Source organism: Tamlana sp. s12 (genome assembly GCF_016767215.1).
GTDB classification, from domain to species: Bacteria; Bacteroidota; Bacteroidia; order Flavobacteriales; family Flavobacteriaceae; genus Pseudotamlana; species Pseudotamlana agarivorans.
In genome coordinates this window covers 926,226-942,383 of the sequence record NZ_CP068547.1, presented here as the reverse complement: position 1 = coordinate 942,383, position 16,158 = coordinate 926,226, and the positions used below count along the sequence as shown (strand labels likewise).

Sequence of the window (16,158 nt, the reverse complement as noted above, 5' to 3'; positions counted from 1 at the left end):
TCAGAAGGAGATACGACTGAAGAATCTATTAATGTCTTCGAAACTTTGCAGCTTTGGAACTCTGAAACTATAACTACAAATACTACTATTTCGCTGAGAGATACACAAAGGTTTAAAAACACGAGACCCTTCAGGTTTTTGAAACATGAAGGGTCTTTTTAACTCTATAACTTTGAAACTTTGTAGCTTAAATTAAACACTTTCTAATTCACCACAATCATTTTGGCAACCACACCTTGCTCTTTACTCACTTTTACAAGATAGGCACCCTGACTCAAATTGTTCAAAGATTTTACAATTCGAGCAGCGTTATCTTGCTCGTTAAAACGGTGTATTAACTGCCCTAAACTAGAATATACAGCCACTGAGATCACTGCCATGTTTTTAGGGTTTTTGATGATTAATGCCTTTTCATTATTAACATAAATAACACCAAAATTTGCTTCCAACTCTTCTTGAGTAGCCAATACACCCTGCTTCGAGAAGGTTAGTGCAAAGCGGTCTAAATATTCACCTGCGCTAAGGTTCACCTCATAATCTAAAACGCGCATATCATGATACACATCTTTACCTTTATCGTGCAAGTAGATGTTTTTTGCGGCATCAATATTTTGTAAACTATCTATACTGATACTTACCAAGCCTTGGTGAGCCACTTTAACTCCCAGCGGTAACACCACCGATTCATCAAAGCTATCGGTACCTTGAATAATGAATTTACTATTTAAGAAATACCAAAACATGTCTTCGCTAAAATCTTCAATTAACGGCGCATCGTACCCGATATCAAATCCGCTTGACGCCAAACTATCGACACCTACGAGCAACTGACGGTTAACACCTGCAGACGATTCAAAACGTAATTTAATTTTTTCTCTGGTGTCTTTATTTGCTGATGTGGCTTGGGTCGATTTTTTAGTTGTTCCTTCTTTAAAGAATACTGAATTCCCTCCCGATTCAGTCTCAAAAACGCGCTGACTATTTTTAAAGATAATATCACCACCTTGAATGCTAGCAGGTAAACTAGGATCTAAAGTCGCCGATACAAAAAAGCCTTGTGCAACAGGAATAAATTCTCCTGGTGTTTTGCCAGTTTTCTTTCCGGAGGCATTAATTAATGGATCATCCGATATTGCATAAGTACCCCCCAAAAGGTAATAAACCGCATACCCACCTTCGTACTCTCGTAACGTATGGGTTTTATTCGCAAAATGATCCCAAAAATATAGTGCGCCATTTATAATGTTTCCATTTGAGTTATTTCCTCCATCTCCCGTACTTAAATTATCCATTATAAATTCTTTAGCATCAATAGCCGAAGGGTATGGATTTCCAATCAAATATTGGTTACCCGGAGTAATTTTTAATGTAATATCACCATTATTAGGCTTTCCTCGAAACGAATAGTTTTGTGTTTCGTTAAAAGAAGTTGCTGTATCGTCGGAGCCTTTTAAAGTAAAACCCTCACCAACATTTATGGTACCTGTACTACCTATACGATGCCAGGCATAATAGTTATCGGCTTGGCCATTAACAAATTTATCTATCCAATAATCGGCAAGCGTAACAGGTGGTCCTGGGCTACCATTATAACCCGAGCTGGTAAAAACAACCTCTGGTTTAGAAATAAGGGTTGGATCAGATCCATCGTAAAGGACATTGGTTAATTGAAAACTGGTATTATTAGTACTCGAACTTTTAAAACCTACAGGTGAACCCCAATAATTATAAGTATATAAATCTTTTGTGCCTTGTTGGTCTATTTCTAAATAACCTCCACTGGTAACATCTAACTCACTACCTTCCTTTTGTATAAATTGCGATTCACCCTCAATATCTAGTACACCATCTAATTTCGTATACCAAGTGTTATATAGGCCTTTATTGCTATTTACTGTTATTTTTCCTACAAAAGAAGCTACCATTAAACCAAGAGTCCCTTCTGTCTCGCTAGTTTCTATATGATGATTCACCTGAATTATAGCTGCATCATCAGGGTTATCTTTTTTGTCGCTTATATCCCATACATCGCCATGTTTCCAAACTGTAGGATCGCTCCAGTTTCCATCCATAGCCGTCACATAAGGTAGTGGTGCTGTTTGAACCAAGATATCTTTGGCGTTATAAATCGTTGCTCCTGTAGTATTGGTATTTGATATATCGATTAATTTATCGTCCTCGTAATGGTCCATTTTATAATAGCGAATCAAACTAGCGCCAACATCTACATTTGTAGTGGAAATATCTAAAGGAATAATTTTCCCCCTGTTAAAACTGTTTGCATCGTCCAACTCTTGGTACACCATGCGTTTTACCTCGGTTTCAGTGAGGGCTCTATTGAACACACGTACTTCGTCTATTTCGCCTTGGAAAAAATTAATAAGACTAGCTGGAGTACGACCAATTGTAAAACTTGTAGTTGTATTATCAATAGCATCTGTTGAAGTTACTGATCCAATTTTTTCACCATTAACATAGAATATTTTTTCTTTAGAAGAAGTCGAGTAAGTTGTTGCCAAATGTATCCATTTCCCATGATCAGCAACATCAACACCTATAGCATGCGAATTTAAAGTTGAAATGATTCGGTTGGAAGCATATACAAAGTTAAAATTCAATTGTCCTATTATAAACTGGCGCTGAGTTGCCCCAGCATCAATTTTAATCCAACACATCATAGTCCCTTCACTAGTACCATTTAAAAATTCAGGTTCTTCCACATAATCGTTACGGCCATCAAAATAGAGGCTATAACTATCGTTTAAATTTCGTGGCGAACCAAAAACAGTATCATCGCCATCACGAGCATCGACTACGCCATCACTGTCGGAATCGGTATTTGGTGTAATCATACCTGTAGAACCGTCAATAGTCAGTAATGGCAGATAAATATCACCCAAAGCTATGGTATTGTTTATAGGATCAATAAAATCCCATGCAGTATCATTATTAACATTAGTAGGATCTTCTTGCCCAGCCGTTCCATAAACCCCTGAGGCAAAATCAAAAATATCCAAAATACCATCACCAAAACCAACCGAATCAGCCTTACCATCACCATCCAGGTCTTGCCCTCTAAAGGTTTCTGTTTCTAGACCGTCACCTACTCCATTTCCAGAAATATCGCCATCACCATGTTGGAAATCTGTATCGTTTGAATTCCCTCCACCATATTCATCGACATCAAAAACACCATCGTTATCGGAGTCTAAGTCTAAGTAATCGGGAATACCATCACCATCGGAGTCTGGAATACTTGTTACACCTGCGTGAGGTTGTACTAATCCATCAGAATCTGCCATACCCTGCAAAACACCGGTGCCACCACTATATGCTACCAAACCCAATTCCACCACATCGGGAATTCCGTCGTTATCACTATCGAGATCGTATACATCGGGCACACCATCGCCGTCGGTATCGCAATTGGATCCTGATGGACAAGCGCTTTCTTCAACGGTATCTAAAATCCCATCGTTATCATCGTCTAGATCAGTATTATCAAAAACCCCATCACCATCACTATCGAAATCATCATATCTACCTTCTCCTGTAACATTAAGTATAAAAGGACTTGATGGATCGTCAGACTCAATTTCTAACGTCCCATTAAACGTGGTATCACTCGATGCCGTAAATTCTATGGTTAAAAATACTCTAGATCCAGGATTTAGCACATTATTTGGCGTACTTGCAAGTTTAAACTCCGGGGAGCCTGAGGTAAACGTAAAATTATTGATATTTAATGTCGCTGACCCTAAATTTTGAATAATATAAATTCTAGATTCTGTTTGCCCCACATTCGCAATTCCAAAATCGGTATTATCGGTGGTTGAAGGTGTATTACCTGAATTTATTTTAATATCTAAACCTGAAATACGAATTTCTGGTTCTAATGTCGTTATCTCGGTAATCCTTACATATCCAGAAGCACCATTTCCTCCATTTACGCCTTGATTGTTACTTGAATAACCGGCACCTCCTGCACCGCCGCCGCCGTAAGTTCCACCTACATGACCTTGACTATTAACCACGCCTCCAATACCACCATTGCCACTAGGTGTACTCGCATCCCCAGCATTAGCTAGACCGCCGGCACCGCCATTTGAAGCGCTCGCCCCAGCACCACCGGCGCCATTTGGGCCACCTGCACCGCCACCGCCCCCGGAACGCGGTGCCGCATCACCCCCATCACCACCATTACCACCACTAGTTTTGAGAAAACCTCCTGAATCTGTATCCAATCCACCTAGACCACCTGTTAAACTAGAGGCTATAGCACCTTTACCACCTCTTGCTATAACATAATGAGATCCCATTGAAGTATCAAACTCAGAATCGCCACCATCTCTTGCTGTTCCTATAGCAGTACTTGACCCACTGCCACCTGCACCTACAACGACAGTAAATATATCTCCAGCGTTTACACCTCCACTATTTACAAGTATTGTACTCATGGCATAAGCACCGCCACCGCCACCTGCACCATGACTATTAGTTGTGGAGGCATTAGCTCCAGCACCACCTGCGCCCCAAACTTCTACTTTTATGGCAACTACACCAGAAGCAGGAACCTTATATGAATAGGTACCAGGTGTGTCAAAATTTGTTTGAGCCTGCACGGCAAAATGAGTGGTTAACACTAAAAAAAATAAAATCAAAAACTTAGTGGGGTGAGTAGTTTTCATAATAAGGGAGTTATTTAGGGAATTACTTACAGTTGGTTGTCATTTAAAAATAATGTTTTATATATAGTGTTATGACCATGATTAATAAAGGTTTTGTTATATATAAAGCAAATTCTTAAAACTAACAAGCTAAATTCAAGGCTTTAACACCATAAATATGGCATTATATCTAATAATGCAAAATTACCACTTTTAATTTATTTATTCTAACTTCATATTGAGTTTTAAACAGTTATCATGTTTCGTAAACCTAACTACTAATTGGTCGTAAGTCAATAGAAAATAATGTTTGAACACCCCTATAATCCCCTCTAGGGGATATGGAGCTTGTTATTTAATTTTAACGTTGTAAATCGGTTTATCCCGGTAGGTGAATCATACCATTATTGCTAGATTCTTCAGTCGTACCTCCTTCTGAATGACAAATTTCGCTCTTAATAATAAGTCCCTTTTTGAAAAGACATGGTTTAATTGTAGTCGTTGTCATACAGAACGCACTGAAGCATTTGCACAAGCTCTTAAAAAAACCTCTGTGAATCTCAGCGCTTCCTCTGTGAATTTCTATGTTACAACTTGGAAACTTTGAAACTCAAATACATGGTGTTCGAGTGAAGTCGAGAACATTATACCTTCGATTCGACAAAACTTCTCGAATCCGCTCGAAGACCGTTAATATAGGCTCGGGGGATTTCTGTGTTATTTTAAACTTACTAACCTCCTAATTCAAAAAAAAAAAAAAGATTCTTCAGTCGTGCCTCCTTCTGAATGACAAGTTTCGCTCTTAATGACAAAATCCTTCTGAGTGAGAATAATTACTCAAAAAAATCAACCAAATCATCCAACTGGTCTGGCTTTTCGATAATTTCTTTTTGAGCATTTAAAATGAAGTAGGTTGGCGTTTCAACAATACCATAGGTTTCAGCAATTTTGCTACCCCATTTCCCTGAACCAAGAACATTTATGAATTCTGGATATTTTTTAATTTCTTTTTTCCAAGCTTCTATTTCTTCTTCGGCTTCAATACCTACAGCTATCACTTTTACTTCACCTTTCCCTAAACCATTTACAAAAGTTTTTAACTGAGGAATTTCATCTAAACAGTGTGAACAAGAGCTGTTCCAAAACACCAAAATGTACTGTTTGGCAAGGTTTAACTGGCTTAATTTTTTATTGACTTTTTTTCCGTTTTCGGTTACCGAGAGCTCAAAATCGGGTGCTTTATTTCCAAGAGAAACACGTTTGTAAGCGTTTAGCGCATTTACAAGTTCGTGATCTTCTAAAGCTAGACCGATATCACGTAAATATTTATCTGAAATATAATTTGCTATTTCCTCCTGTTTTAAATCGACCATTTCTTGCCATAAATCTAGTAAAAGCATACGCTTAACTTCGTTAGGTGCTTTTGCCATGGCCTTGTAAACCACATCGATATTGGCTTTGTAATTATCGACTTCATTTAAATCTTTAGACGTCATTCCAAACACATAACTCAGCATTTTTTCTTCTAAAAAAGCAGAGCTTTGAAGGGTTGGATTGGTAAAATCGACATAATCAAAATAATGCGTTTTAAGCTTGGCGATATAGTTTTGAGCTGATAAGGCTTTGGTAGGAATATAAGGTTTATTGGCTTTTATAAACTGAAGTGCTAAGGTGCCCGAAGCTGCTTTTTCATAACTTAATTGCGCCTGACCTTGGGCTTTATAAATTCCTTTTAGTGCGGTGGTATCTTTCTTTTCACTCGCATAATAGTTACTAATACTATGCACTACGGCCGACATGCTATTATGATAAGACGCTAACATTTTATTTTCAGAAGATTTTGTGAATTTCACACCAGTTTCGGAGTTAAATTTCAACTCAATATCTTCCTTTCCGTTGTAAATAATATCGAAATTAAAGTCTTCCTGCGGAATGGCATAAACCAAACGATACATACCTTTGGTTGCTGTAGAATCTAACAGAAAACCAAACTTGCCTTCACTATTAACTTCAGCGCTTGTAATGTATTCTGAAATGGTTGGCTTCACTTTATACAACAACACAACATTATAATCTTGGGCTGGAGAAAAAGTGCCTTTTATGGTATGCTGCCCAAACATGAAAACTGGCAAACACAAAAAGAAACAGATAAGATATTTTAAAGGGCATTGTTTGTTATTAACTAACATAAAGGGAGGTACGGATTATTAATTTATAAAAATACACATTATTTTACTATCGGCTCGATGGCTTCTAAGGCTTGTTTTACACTTTTAATTTTATCGAAGGTTAACAACAAACGCAAGCCTTGACGTGTTTGTTTTTCCTTCATTTTACAAACTCCCGGATGCGTTTGTACAAACTGCAATACCTTGGTAAATCCAGGACTCTGATAGAAACGACTTTGCTGATCGTTGATAAAATACCCTATGAGTTTGCCTTGCTTCATCACAATTTTTTCAAAGCCGATTTTGGTTGCCAGCCACTTGATTTTAACACTGTTCAGCAAATCGACCACCTGAGTGGGTAACTCGCCAAAACGATCGACTAATTGCTTCTCAAAGATATGCAATTCATCTTCTGATTTTAAATTATTTAGCTGTGTATATAAATTTAATCGTTCAGCAATATTATTCACGTAATCATCGGGAAAAAGCAGCGAGAAATCGGTATCGATGGTTACCTCTTTAACGTAGACTTTATCTTCTTCAGGTTCATCATATAAATCTTTAAACTCATTTTCTTTGAGTTCTTCAATAGCTTCATTTAAAATTTTCTGATAGGTATCAAAGCCAATATCATTAATAAATCCGCTTTGCTCTCCACCTAATAAATCACCTGCTCCACGAATTTCTAAATCTTTCATAGCAATATTGAAACCACTACCTAATTCGGTAAACTGCTCTAGGGCCGAAATACGTTTTCTGGCATCTTCGGTCATTGCCGAATAATCGGGCGTTATAAAATAACAGAAGGCCTTTTTGTTGCTACGGCCTACACGACCACGCATTTGGTGCAAATCACTCAAACCAAAATTATTGGCGTTATTAATAAAAATAGTATTGGCATTAGACACATCCAACCCACTTTCAATAATCGTGGTACTCACCAACACATCGAAAGCGCCATCCATAAAGGCCAGCATGAGTTCTTCTAACTTTTTTCCTTCCATTTGTCCGTGGCCCACACCAATTTTAGCATCGGGCACCAAGCGTTGAAGCATGCCTGCCACTTCTTTAATATTTTCAATGCGGTTATGAATGAAGAAAACTTGTCCGCCACGCTCTATCTCGTAACTCACAGCATCTCGAATGGTTTCTTCGGCAAAACGAATCACATGACTCTCAATAGGATATCGGTTTGGTGGTGGCGTAGTAATCACCGATAAATCTCTAGCCGCCATTAAACTAAACTGAAGGGTTCTAGGAATTGGTGTAGCGGTAAGAGTTAACACATCCACATTGTCCTTCATGGCCTTTAATTTTTCTTTGACAGCCACTCCAAATTTTTGTTCTTCATCGACAATGAGCAGCCCTAAATCTTTAAATTTTACATTTTTGTTAACCAGTTGATGGGTTCCAATAATGATATCTACTTTACCTTGTTCTAAAGCCTCGAGAGTTTCTCGTTTTTCTTTGGCGGTTCTAAATCGGTTTACATAATCGACTGTAACAGGAAAATCACGTAATCGCTTTTTAAACGTTCTGGAATGCTGATAGGCCAAAATGGTTGTGGGCACTAAAACAGCCACTTGTTTACCATTGTCTACAGCTTTAAAAGCGGCACGAATGGCCACTTCGGTTTTACCAAAACCTACATCACCACAAACTAAACGATCCATAGGGCGTTCGCTTTCCATGTCCAATTTAATATCGGCAGTAGCGGTGCTTTGGTCGGGGGTATCTTCATAGATAAAAGAGGCCTCCAACTCATGTTGCATAGAGCTATCGGGACGGTATTGAAATCCTTTTTCGGTTTTACGCTTAGCGTAGAGTTTTATTAAATTGAAAGCAACATGCTTAACACGCGCTTTGGTTTTTTGCTTTAAAGTTTTCCAAGCCGTACTACCTAATTTGTAAATTTTAGGCGGTTTGCCATCTTTACCATTAAATTTGGTGATTTTATGCAGGGAATGAATACTCAAATACAAGACATCGCGCTCGCCATACACCAATTTAATAGCCTCCTGCATTTTACCTTCAACATCAATTTTTTGAAGTCCTCCAAAGCGTCCTATCCCATGATCGATATGCGTGACATAATCGCCAATATCTAAATTTGTAAGTTCTTTTAATGTGATGGCCTGCTTTTTAGCGTAACCATTTTTAAGCTGAAATTTATGATAGCGCTCAAAAATTTGATGATCGGTGTAGCACACCGTTTTCGTAGCGTGATCTACAAAACCCTGATGCAAGGATAGCACTACGGTTTTATAAGCCACTTCTTCTTCAGCATCATCAAAAATATCATGAAAACGTCTGGCCTGCTGCTCACTAACACAAACAATATAATTGGTATAACCCTGATTATGTTTGCTGTTTAGGTCGTCGATTAATAAATTAAATTGCTTGTTGAATGACGGTTGCGGGGAAACTTCAAACGCTATGGTAGTATAGGGTTTGGAATTCGTAGCCATAACAAACGAGTTACCAAACTCCATGATCGAAAAATCCAAAAGCTGACGTTTCAATAGTTTTGAATTGCAGAATAAGGCTTCAGGTTTAGCGTGTTTAATGTCTTCGGAAAGCGATTTAAAAGCCGTTTCGGCTTTTTCGTAAAAATCATCAATTCTAGAAAAAAGTAAATCGGCATTTTTTATACCTATCACGGTTTTTTGAGCGATGTATTTCAAGAAACTTTGTCGGCTCTCTTGCATTAATTTATTCGCCACATTGGGAATAATATTAATCTTTTTTATCTGCTCCACCGATAATTGAGATTCTACATCGAAGGTACGAATACTGTCTACCTCATCACCAAAAAATTCAATACGGTATGGTTCGTCATGCGAAAAGGAAAACACATCTACAATACCACCACGCACCGAAAACTCGCCCGGTTCGGTAACAAAATCAACCCGTTTAAACTTATATTCAAACAGCACTTCATTTACAAAATCGATCGATAAATTATCGTTCACCCCAACTTTTAGAGTATTGCGCTCTAACTCCTTACGAGTAACTACCTGCTCAAAAAGCGCATCGGGATAGGTTACAATAATCGCTGGTTTTTTCTGAGAGTTAATTCGGTTTAAAACCTCAGCACGCAACAGAACATTAGCATTATCGGTTTCTTCAATATCATAAGGTCGGCGATAACTTCCTGGGTAAAATAAAACATCTTTACTACCACAAAGTTGTTCTAGGTCGTTTAAATAATGTGCGGCCTCTTCTTTGTCATCAAAAATCAACAAAAAAGGTTTATTGGCATTTTTAAAAACACTGGAAATTACAAACGACAAGGAAGAACCAACTAATCCTTTTACATGTGTTTTACTTTCATTTTGGGCAATAGCATTTTGCAGATTTTGCGTTTGCAAAGCCTGTGCATAAATTTCAGAGAGGGTAGATTTACTCACTTAGAATATTTTCATTTTTGAACAGCAAATATAAGCAGCATATTGTTATTCTGAAATTTAGTCATCCTAAGATATCAATAAATTAAAATGAATTTCTGCTCAATCAATTTTAGAAAAAAGAGTATGTTGTAGCTGTTTTTTGTCATTTTAACTAATAAGTAGAAAAAATAACTTAGAGTTTTTAACTTTAGGTTAAATTTTCAAAAAAAGGTGTTATCCTTGTATAAATTAATCCCTCTAAATGAAATCTATAACATCAACATTACTAATAGACGATGATAAGTTTACTAGTTTTTACAACGAAAAGATTGTAAAAAAACATAACCAATTTGGTGAAATCATTTCTGTAAATAGTGGTAAAGCTGCGATTGAATACTTGGAAGATGCTATAGAAGGAAACGCTTTAAAACCCGATGTTATTTTTCTTGACATAAACATGCCTGCTATGAATGGTTGGGAATTTATTGAAGCCTATAGAAAATTAGATATTGAATTTACGAGTACTATAAAAATAATCATGTTAACGACCTCTTCAAATCCAAAAGATAAAGAAAGGTCGCAAACCATAAATGAAATAGCAAATTATATTAACAAACCACTTTCCCTCCCCATTTTAGATGAAATAATAAAAGATTTAATTCCAGTTAAAACCTCATAGAAACATTCTAAAATTTCTTCCCTCAAAATTTGAATATTTTATGAAGTTCGACACAATAACCGAACCACTACATGCGCATAAAAATTTGTCTATACCTACTAACCTTGACGAGTTTTCTGCTTGGGCATTCGCTCACTGCCCAAAACAGGGCCTCATTATCAGGAACTGTTTCCGATGAATTTGGAAAACTCCCTGGAGCACATATTACCGTTGAAGGCACCAACATACAAACCACAACCAATATTGATGGTTTTTACAGCCTAAATTTAGAGGAAGGCTCCTATGTTGTTACTGCATCCTTCATCATGTACCAATCGAAAAGTATTTCTATTACAGTTCAGGTTGGAGATGCCTTAGTTAACGATTTCATTTTAAAAACTGGATTATCAGCCGACGAACCGGTGTCATTAGGGACGCGTTCAAAACCACAATCATCTTTAGAAACTACGGTGCCTATTGAAATTATTTCCCCCGAACAAATTAGTAGCTCATCGCATTTCGAATTAAGTGAAATATTACACTATTTATCACCATCGTTCCACTCTACAAACCAAACTATTTCTGATGGTACCGACCATATCGACCCTGCCACTTTACGCGGTTTAGGTCCCGATCAGGTTTTGGTTTTAATTAATGGCAAGCGCCGACACACCAGTTCCATGCTTAATGTAAATGGTACTATTGGCCGCGGTAGTGTAGGTACGGATTTTAATGCCATACCTGTTGCTTCTATCGACTATATTGAAATTTTACGTGATGGAGCCACATCGCAATACGGCTCTGATGCTATTGCCGGGGTTATCAATATCGTGCTTAAAAACCAAACCGATGTTATCCATTTAGATTCTAGACTTAAAACGAATATTGAAGGCGATGGAACCACCAGTTATTTTAGTGGGAATTTCGGATTTAAAGTAGGAAACACGGGGTATATAAACATCACTGGGGAATTTAGAGACCGAAAGGCCACCAATAGAGCAGGCAACTATACAGGATATGTTTATAGTCAAGACGAAGCCGAAGATGCCGCGCTTATTGAGCAAAATAACTTCTTCGCACAAACGGGCTATAACGACAAACAGGTTATGGAAATAGGAAGTGCTGCTGTGCGTAACTCGGCCATTTCTTTTAATGGTGAGCTATTAATGTTTAAAAAGGCCAATCTTTACTTTTTTGGTGGTAGAAATTCTAGAGAAGGTGCATCTGCTGGCTTTTACCGTTTCCCTTTTGAAAAGGATCGTGTAGTTGATGAATTATTCCCTAACGGATTTTCTCCTAAAATTATAACCAACATACAAGACAACGCCCTTACTATAGGTCTTAAAGGGCAAAAAAATGATTGGGACTTAGATTTTAGTCATTCAATAGGAAATAACAGTATTGACTTTACTGTAAGCAATTCCAATAACGCTTCACTAGGTGTTCGATCTCCAAAAACATTCAAATCGGGTGGATACTTGTATAAGCTAAATACTACCAATCTCGATATCGATAAAGAATTTGATGTTTTAGGAGGTCTTAATGTGGCGTTTGGTGGAGAACTTCGTGTGGAAGGTTACGAAATTATTAGTGGCGAGGAAGATTCGTATATCAATGGTGGCGACACCTATATTGATGAAAACGGCGCAGAACAACCACGACTTATAGGGGCTCAAGTTTTTCCTGGAATTCAACCCTCTGATGAACTAGTACGTATACGATCTAATGCATCAGGATACATCGATTTAGAATTAAAACCTTCAGAACCCTTTTTATTTAAAGCGGCTTACCGATTTGAGTCTAACAACGATTTTGGTGAAAGCTCAGTTTGGAAAGTTTCAGGACGGTATTTACTAAACAAAAACATATCGTTTCGTTCGAGTTATTCTACAGGGTTTAGAGCGCCTTCTTTACATCAGGTCTATTTTCAAAAAATAAGTACTCAGTATTTTGACGGCGACATTAGTCAGGTGGGAACCTTCAACCACGAAAGTTCTTTGATTACCGATGTTTTTAAAGTAAATCCATTAACACCCGAAAGGTCTAAACATTTCAGTTTAGGCTGGAGTTCAAAATTTAAAGATAAATACACCTTTGCTTTCGACTACTATAACATCAACATTCAAGATCGTATTATTTTATCTGGCGGCTTTAGCTTAGGATACGAACCACAACTAGCTCCCTATGACGTTTCAACAGCTCAGTTTTTTGTGAATGCGATTGACTCTAACACCAATGGTTTTGAAGCTTCATTTATGTATCAAGATAAATTAGGAAGTGGTTTATTTAACGGACAAATTTCCACAAATTTCACTAAAACCAAAGTTACAAATGTCAATGAGGATAGTGTTGAAAATGGCGACATAAACACCCTTTTCAATCGTGAAGAACGTTCAAGAATAGAATCGTCCACGCCTAATTTTAAGATTAATTCCTTCTTTCAATATGAAATTAACAACTTTAAGTTTAATATAGTGGGTACTTTTTTCGGGAGTTTAATCTACCTTCACCCAGACGATGGCGACCCAAACAATTGGCAACTTAACGAATATACAGGTCGTGTAGAAACTCGTGACCAGACCTTTAGTCCAAAATTTATCACAGACTTCGCGGTAAGTTACCGCTTTGCTAAATTTTTGGAAGCAACGGCAGGCTGTAATAATATTTTTAACGTATATCCGGACAAACACACACATTCAAGTAATACAGACAATGGCAGTTTTACATACAGTCGACGTGTACAACAATTTGGTGTAAATGGTGCTAACTGTTTCGTTCAAATATTATTACGACTTTAAACTCATGAAGGCTAGAACCCTACTTTACGTCTTTATTTTTTGCCTACAATCATGGGGCAGTGTTCTGCATTCACAAGCAACCCTAAACGAACAAATAAAACGTGTAAAACGGGCCCTTTTCATCTTTAATATTTCCGATCAAATTCAGTTTCTAGATAGCAACACAAATCCTGATTTTACCATTGGCGTCCTAGGTCAAGATCGTACGATTATAGACTTGAGAGGCCTTGCTCAAAAACGTCAAATCAAAAACAAACCCGTTCGTGTTTTAAGTTTCAAAAACATTAAAGACATTCAGGATGTTGATGTGGTTTATGTCAATCATAATAAAAATTTCGACGTTTCGTATATCCTAAACAAAATTTCGGGCAATAACACCCTATTAATTACTGAAGATTATCCCTTTAATACTTCTATGGTGAATATTGTAAATATCGGTGAAGAATTTCAATATGAGATTAATGAGGATCTACTTAATGGAAACAACTTAAGTGCGACTTATAGCTTAAAAGAACATGCCATATCCTCCATTGAAAAGTGGAAGCAACTTTTTCAAAACACAGAACACCAACTTGAAGCTACACAGGAAGCTCTCGAACTAGCAAAAGACGATATTAAGCATAAAAACGCCAACATTACTAAACAGAAGAAGACGATCAACACGATAAACTCGCAAATTCATCAGCAAAAAAATGCTTTAAAAACTCAGGAATCTGAAATTAATGAATTGACAACGCTATCGGAATTTCAAAAGAAAAAATACTCCGAGAAGTTAATCATTGAAAAGCAGTTAGAAAACCGCATCCTAGAACAAATGGAGGCTTTAAAGGAAAAACAAGCCTATATATCTTCTAACAATGCCACTATAAACCTTCAACAAGATACTTTAGCACATCAAAAACAAGAAATTGAAGCCAAGCTGGAGAAAATCAACCTGATTAACAAAAGCTTAAGCACCCAAAAAACGGTGAATTACCTTTTACTAGCGCTTCTTATTATCATTGTAATATCTGTAATTTTAATTTATCGAAATTATAGATCGATTAAATTATTGAATGAAGACCTACAAGAAAAGAACAACGATATTTTTAATAAATCTTTAGAAATTGCTTCTAAAAACAAAGAGTTAGAAGAATTCGCATACATTACCAGCCACGACCTTAAGGAGCCCCTAACCACCATTTCAGGACTTATAGATTTGCTTCAAGACGACTATAAAGACCAATTGGATGAGGATGCTATTATGAGTATGAATTTTATAAGTAAATCGAGTTATCGCATGCGAAATCTTATTGATGCTTTACTTAATTACTCAAGGCTTGGCAAGGCTAATGAAAAAACGGAAATAAATTGTAACACCTTGGTTTCGGAAATCATTCACGATTTAGACAACGCCATACATCGTAACCAAGCCGTTATTACCTATCAAGATTTACCCACAATACGTGCCAGTGAAATTGAGTTAAGAGTGTTATTCCAGAATTTAATTAACAACGCAATAAAGTTTAAGAAACCAGATACATCTCCCATTATAAACATTTCATGTGGTACCATGGTTCCGGACCACCAAACTCAGGTTTTCTGGAAATTCGAAGTTACCGATAACGGTATTGGCATTAAGAAGCAGCATAAAGACAAGATTTTTGCCATTTTTCAGCGTTTACACTCTCGTGAAACCTATGAAGGAACGGGAATTGGCTTAGCCTTTTGTAAAAAAATTGTAGAATCCCTTGGCGGCCAAATTTGGTTTGAATCGACCATGAACGAAGGCACCACATTTTTCTTTACTATCCCACAATAATAGGTGCAATTCAAAAAAGTAAATTAGCTTCGCTTTAGTAAAAAAAGCACCAAACTTTAATTATATTTGTCATTACACTAAACTCAAAAAAAAAACATGTCAATTTCCAAACTATTTGATAGCGGTTTTAAAAAACGTAATGAAAACCATTTTGCTGCCATTGTACGTGTAGCCATGGATGACGGAATTATCACATCCGAAGAACAGGCCTTTTTAGACCGATTAGCACACAACTTAGATATACACAAAGAAACATATCTTTCTATTTTAAAAGATTATAAATCACACCCTATTAATCCACCAGCCTCTTACGATCGTCGTTTAGAGCGTTTGTACGATTTGGTACGCATGGTACATGTGGATCAAATTAAAGGTGACCCGGAGCACCGCCTCTTACATAAAATAAGTGTAGGTCTAGGTTTTCATGCGGTTAACGTGAAATACATTGTAGACAAGGCCTTAACGCTTGTGCAAAACGGTGTAGATTTAGATACCTTTATTGAGGAAATTAAAACGATGAATCAATAAAGGTTTGTTAATTCTTTAATGGTTTAATCGTGTCATTGAAACACGGTCTACATCGAATTAACCAATTTAAAAATAGTCACAAACACGGAAGATTTTTTATTTGAGACCCTTCAGGTTTTTGAAACCTGAAGGGTCTTTGAAACTTTGAA

The 16,158-nt window shown here is 37.0% G+C and carries 7 protein-coding genes; 4 read left to right on the top strand and 3 right to left on the bottom strand.

The features are described 5' to 3' along the window. Window positions 1-203: 203 nt before the first annotated feature. From JJL45_RS03995 to mfd, 3 genes are all read right to left on the bottom strand, one after another. Window positions 204-4,688 carry a LamG-like jellyroll fold domain-containing protein gene (locus tag JJL45_RS03995; RefSeq protein ID WP_202664261.1) on the bottom strand — a complete coding sequence of 1,495 codons (4,485 nt, stop codon included), beginning with the start codon at window positions 4,686-4,688 and terminating at the stop codon, window positions 204-206. An 812-nt stretch (window positions 4,689-5,500) separates the two neighbouring features. Next, complete coding sequence (locus tag JJL45_RS03990) at window positions 5,501-6,799, bottom strand: peroxiredoxin family protein (RefSeq protein WP_242521411.1); 1,299 nt, start codon at window positions 6,797-6,799, stop codon at window positions 5,501-5,503. A 95-nt stretch (window positions 6,800-6,894) separates the two neighbouring features. Continuing rightward, on the bottom strand, window positions 6,895-10,245 hold the full coding sequence (gene mfd / locus JJL45_RS03985) for a transcription-repair coupling factor (protein WP_068603415.1): 3,351 nt from the start codon (window positions 10,243-10,245) through the stop codon (window positions 6,895-6,897). A 241-nt stretch (window positions 10,246-10,486) separates the two neighbouring features. Between mfd and JJL45_RS03980 the strand changes: the two genes are divergently transcribed. The 4 genes from JJL45_RS03980 (at window position 10,487) to JJL45_RS03965 (ending at window position 16,009) form a co-directional block, all read left to right on the top strand. After that, window positions 10,487-10,903 carry a response regulator gene (locus tag JJL45_RS03980; protein WP_067146872.1) on the top strand — a complete coding sequence of 139 codons (417 nt, stop codon included), beginning with the start codon at window positions 10,487-10,489 and terminating at the stop codon, window positions 10,901-10,903. 71 nt (window positions 10,904-10,974) lie between these two features. Further along, complete coding sequence (locus tag JJL45_RS03975; protein ID WP_068603413.1) at window positions 10,975-13,680, top strand: TonB-dependent receptor; 2,706 nt, start codon at window positions 10,975-10,977, stop codon at window positions 13,678-13,680. A 4-nt stretch (window positions 13,681-13,684) separates the two neighbouring features. Continuing rightward, on the top strand, window positions 13,685-15,481 hold the full coding sequence (locus JJL45_RS03970) for a YfiR/HmsC family protein (RefSeq protein ID WP_202664260.1): 1,797 nt from the start codon (window positions 13,685-13,687) through the stop codon (window positions 15,479-15,481). Window positions 15,482-15,577: 96 nt separating this feature from the next. Continuing rightward, window positions 15,578-16,009 (top strand): TerB family tellurite resistance protein, encoded by a 432-nt coding sequence (locus JJL45_RS03965; RefSeq protein ID WP_068603410.1) that lies wholly within the window; start codon window positions 15,578-15,580, stop codon window positions 16,007-16,009. The last annotated feature ends 149 nt before the right edge of the window (window positions 16,010-16,158 follow it).

Bases quoted from the DNA above. Each gene is read 5' to 3' on its own strand.
- JJL45_RS03970 (WP_202664260.1), top strand. From the start codon at position 13,685: ATGAAGGCTAGAACCCTACTTTACGTCTTTATTTTTTGCCTACAATCA.
- JJL45_RS03975 (WP_068603413.1), top strand. From the start codon at position 10,975: ATGCGCATAAAAATTTGTCTATACCTACTAACCTTGACGAGTTTTCTG.
- JJL45_RS03965 (WP_068603410.1), top strand. From the start codon at position 15,578: ATGTCAATTTCCAAACTATTTGATAGCGGTTTTAAAAAACGTAATGAA.
- JJL45_RS03980 (WP_067146872.1), top strand. From the start codon at position 10,487: ATGAAATCTATAACATCAACATTACTAATAGACGATGATAAGTTTACT.
- JJL45_RS03995 (WP_202664261.1), bottom strand. From the start codon at position 4,688: ATGAAAACTACTCACCCCACTAAGTTTTTGATTTTATTTTTTTTAGTG.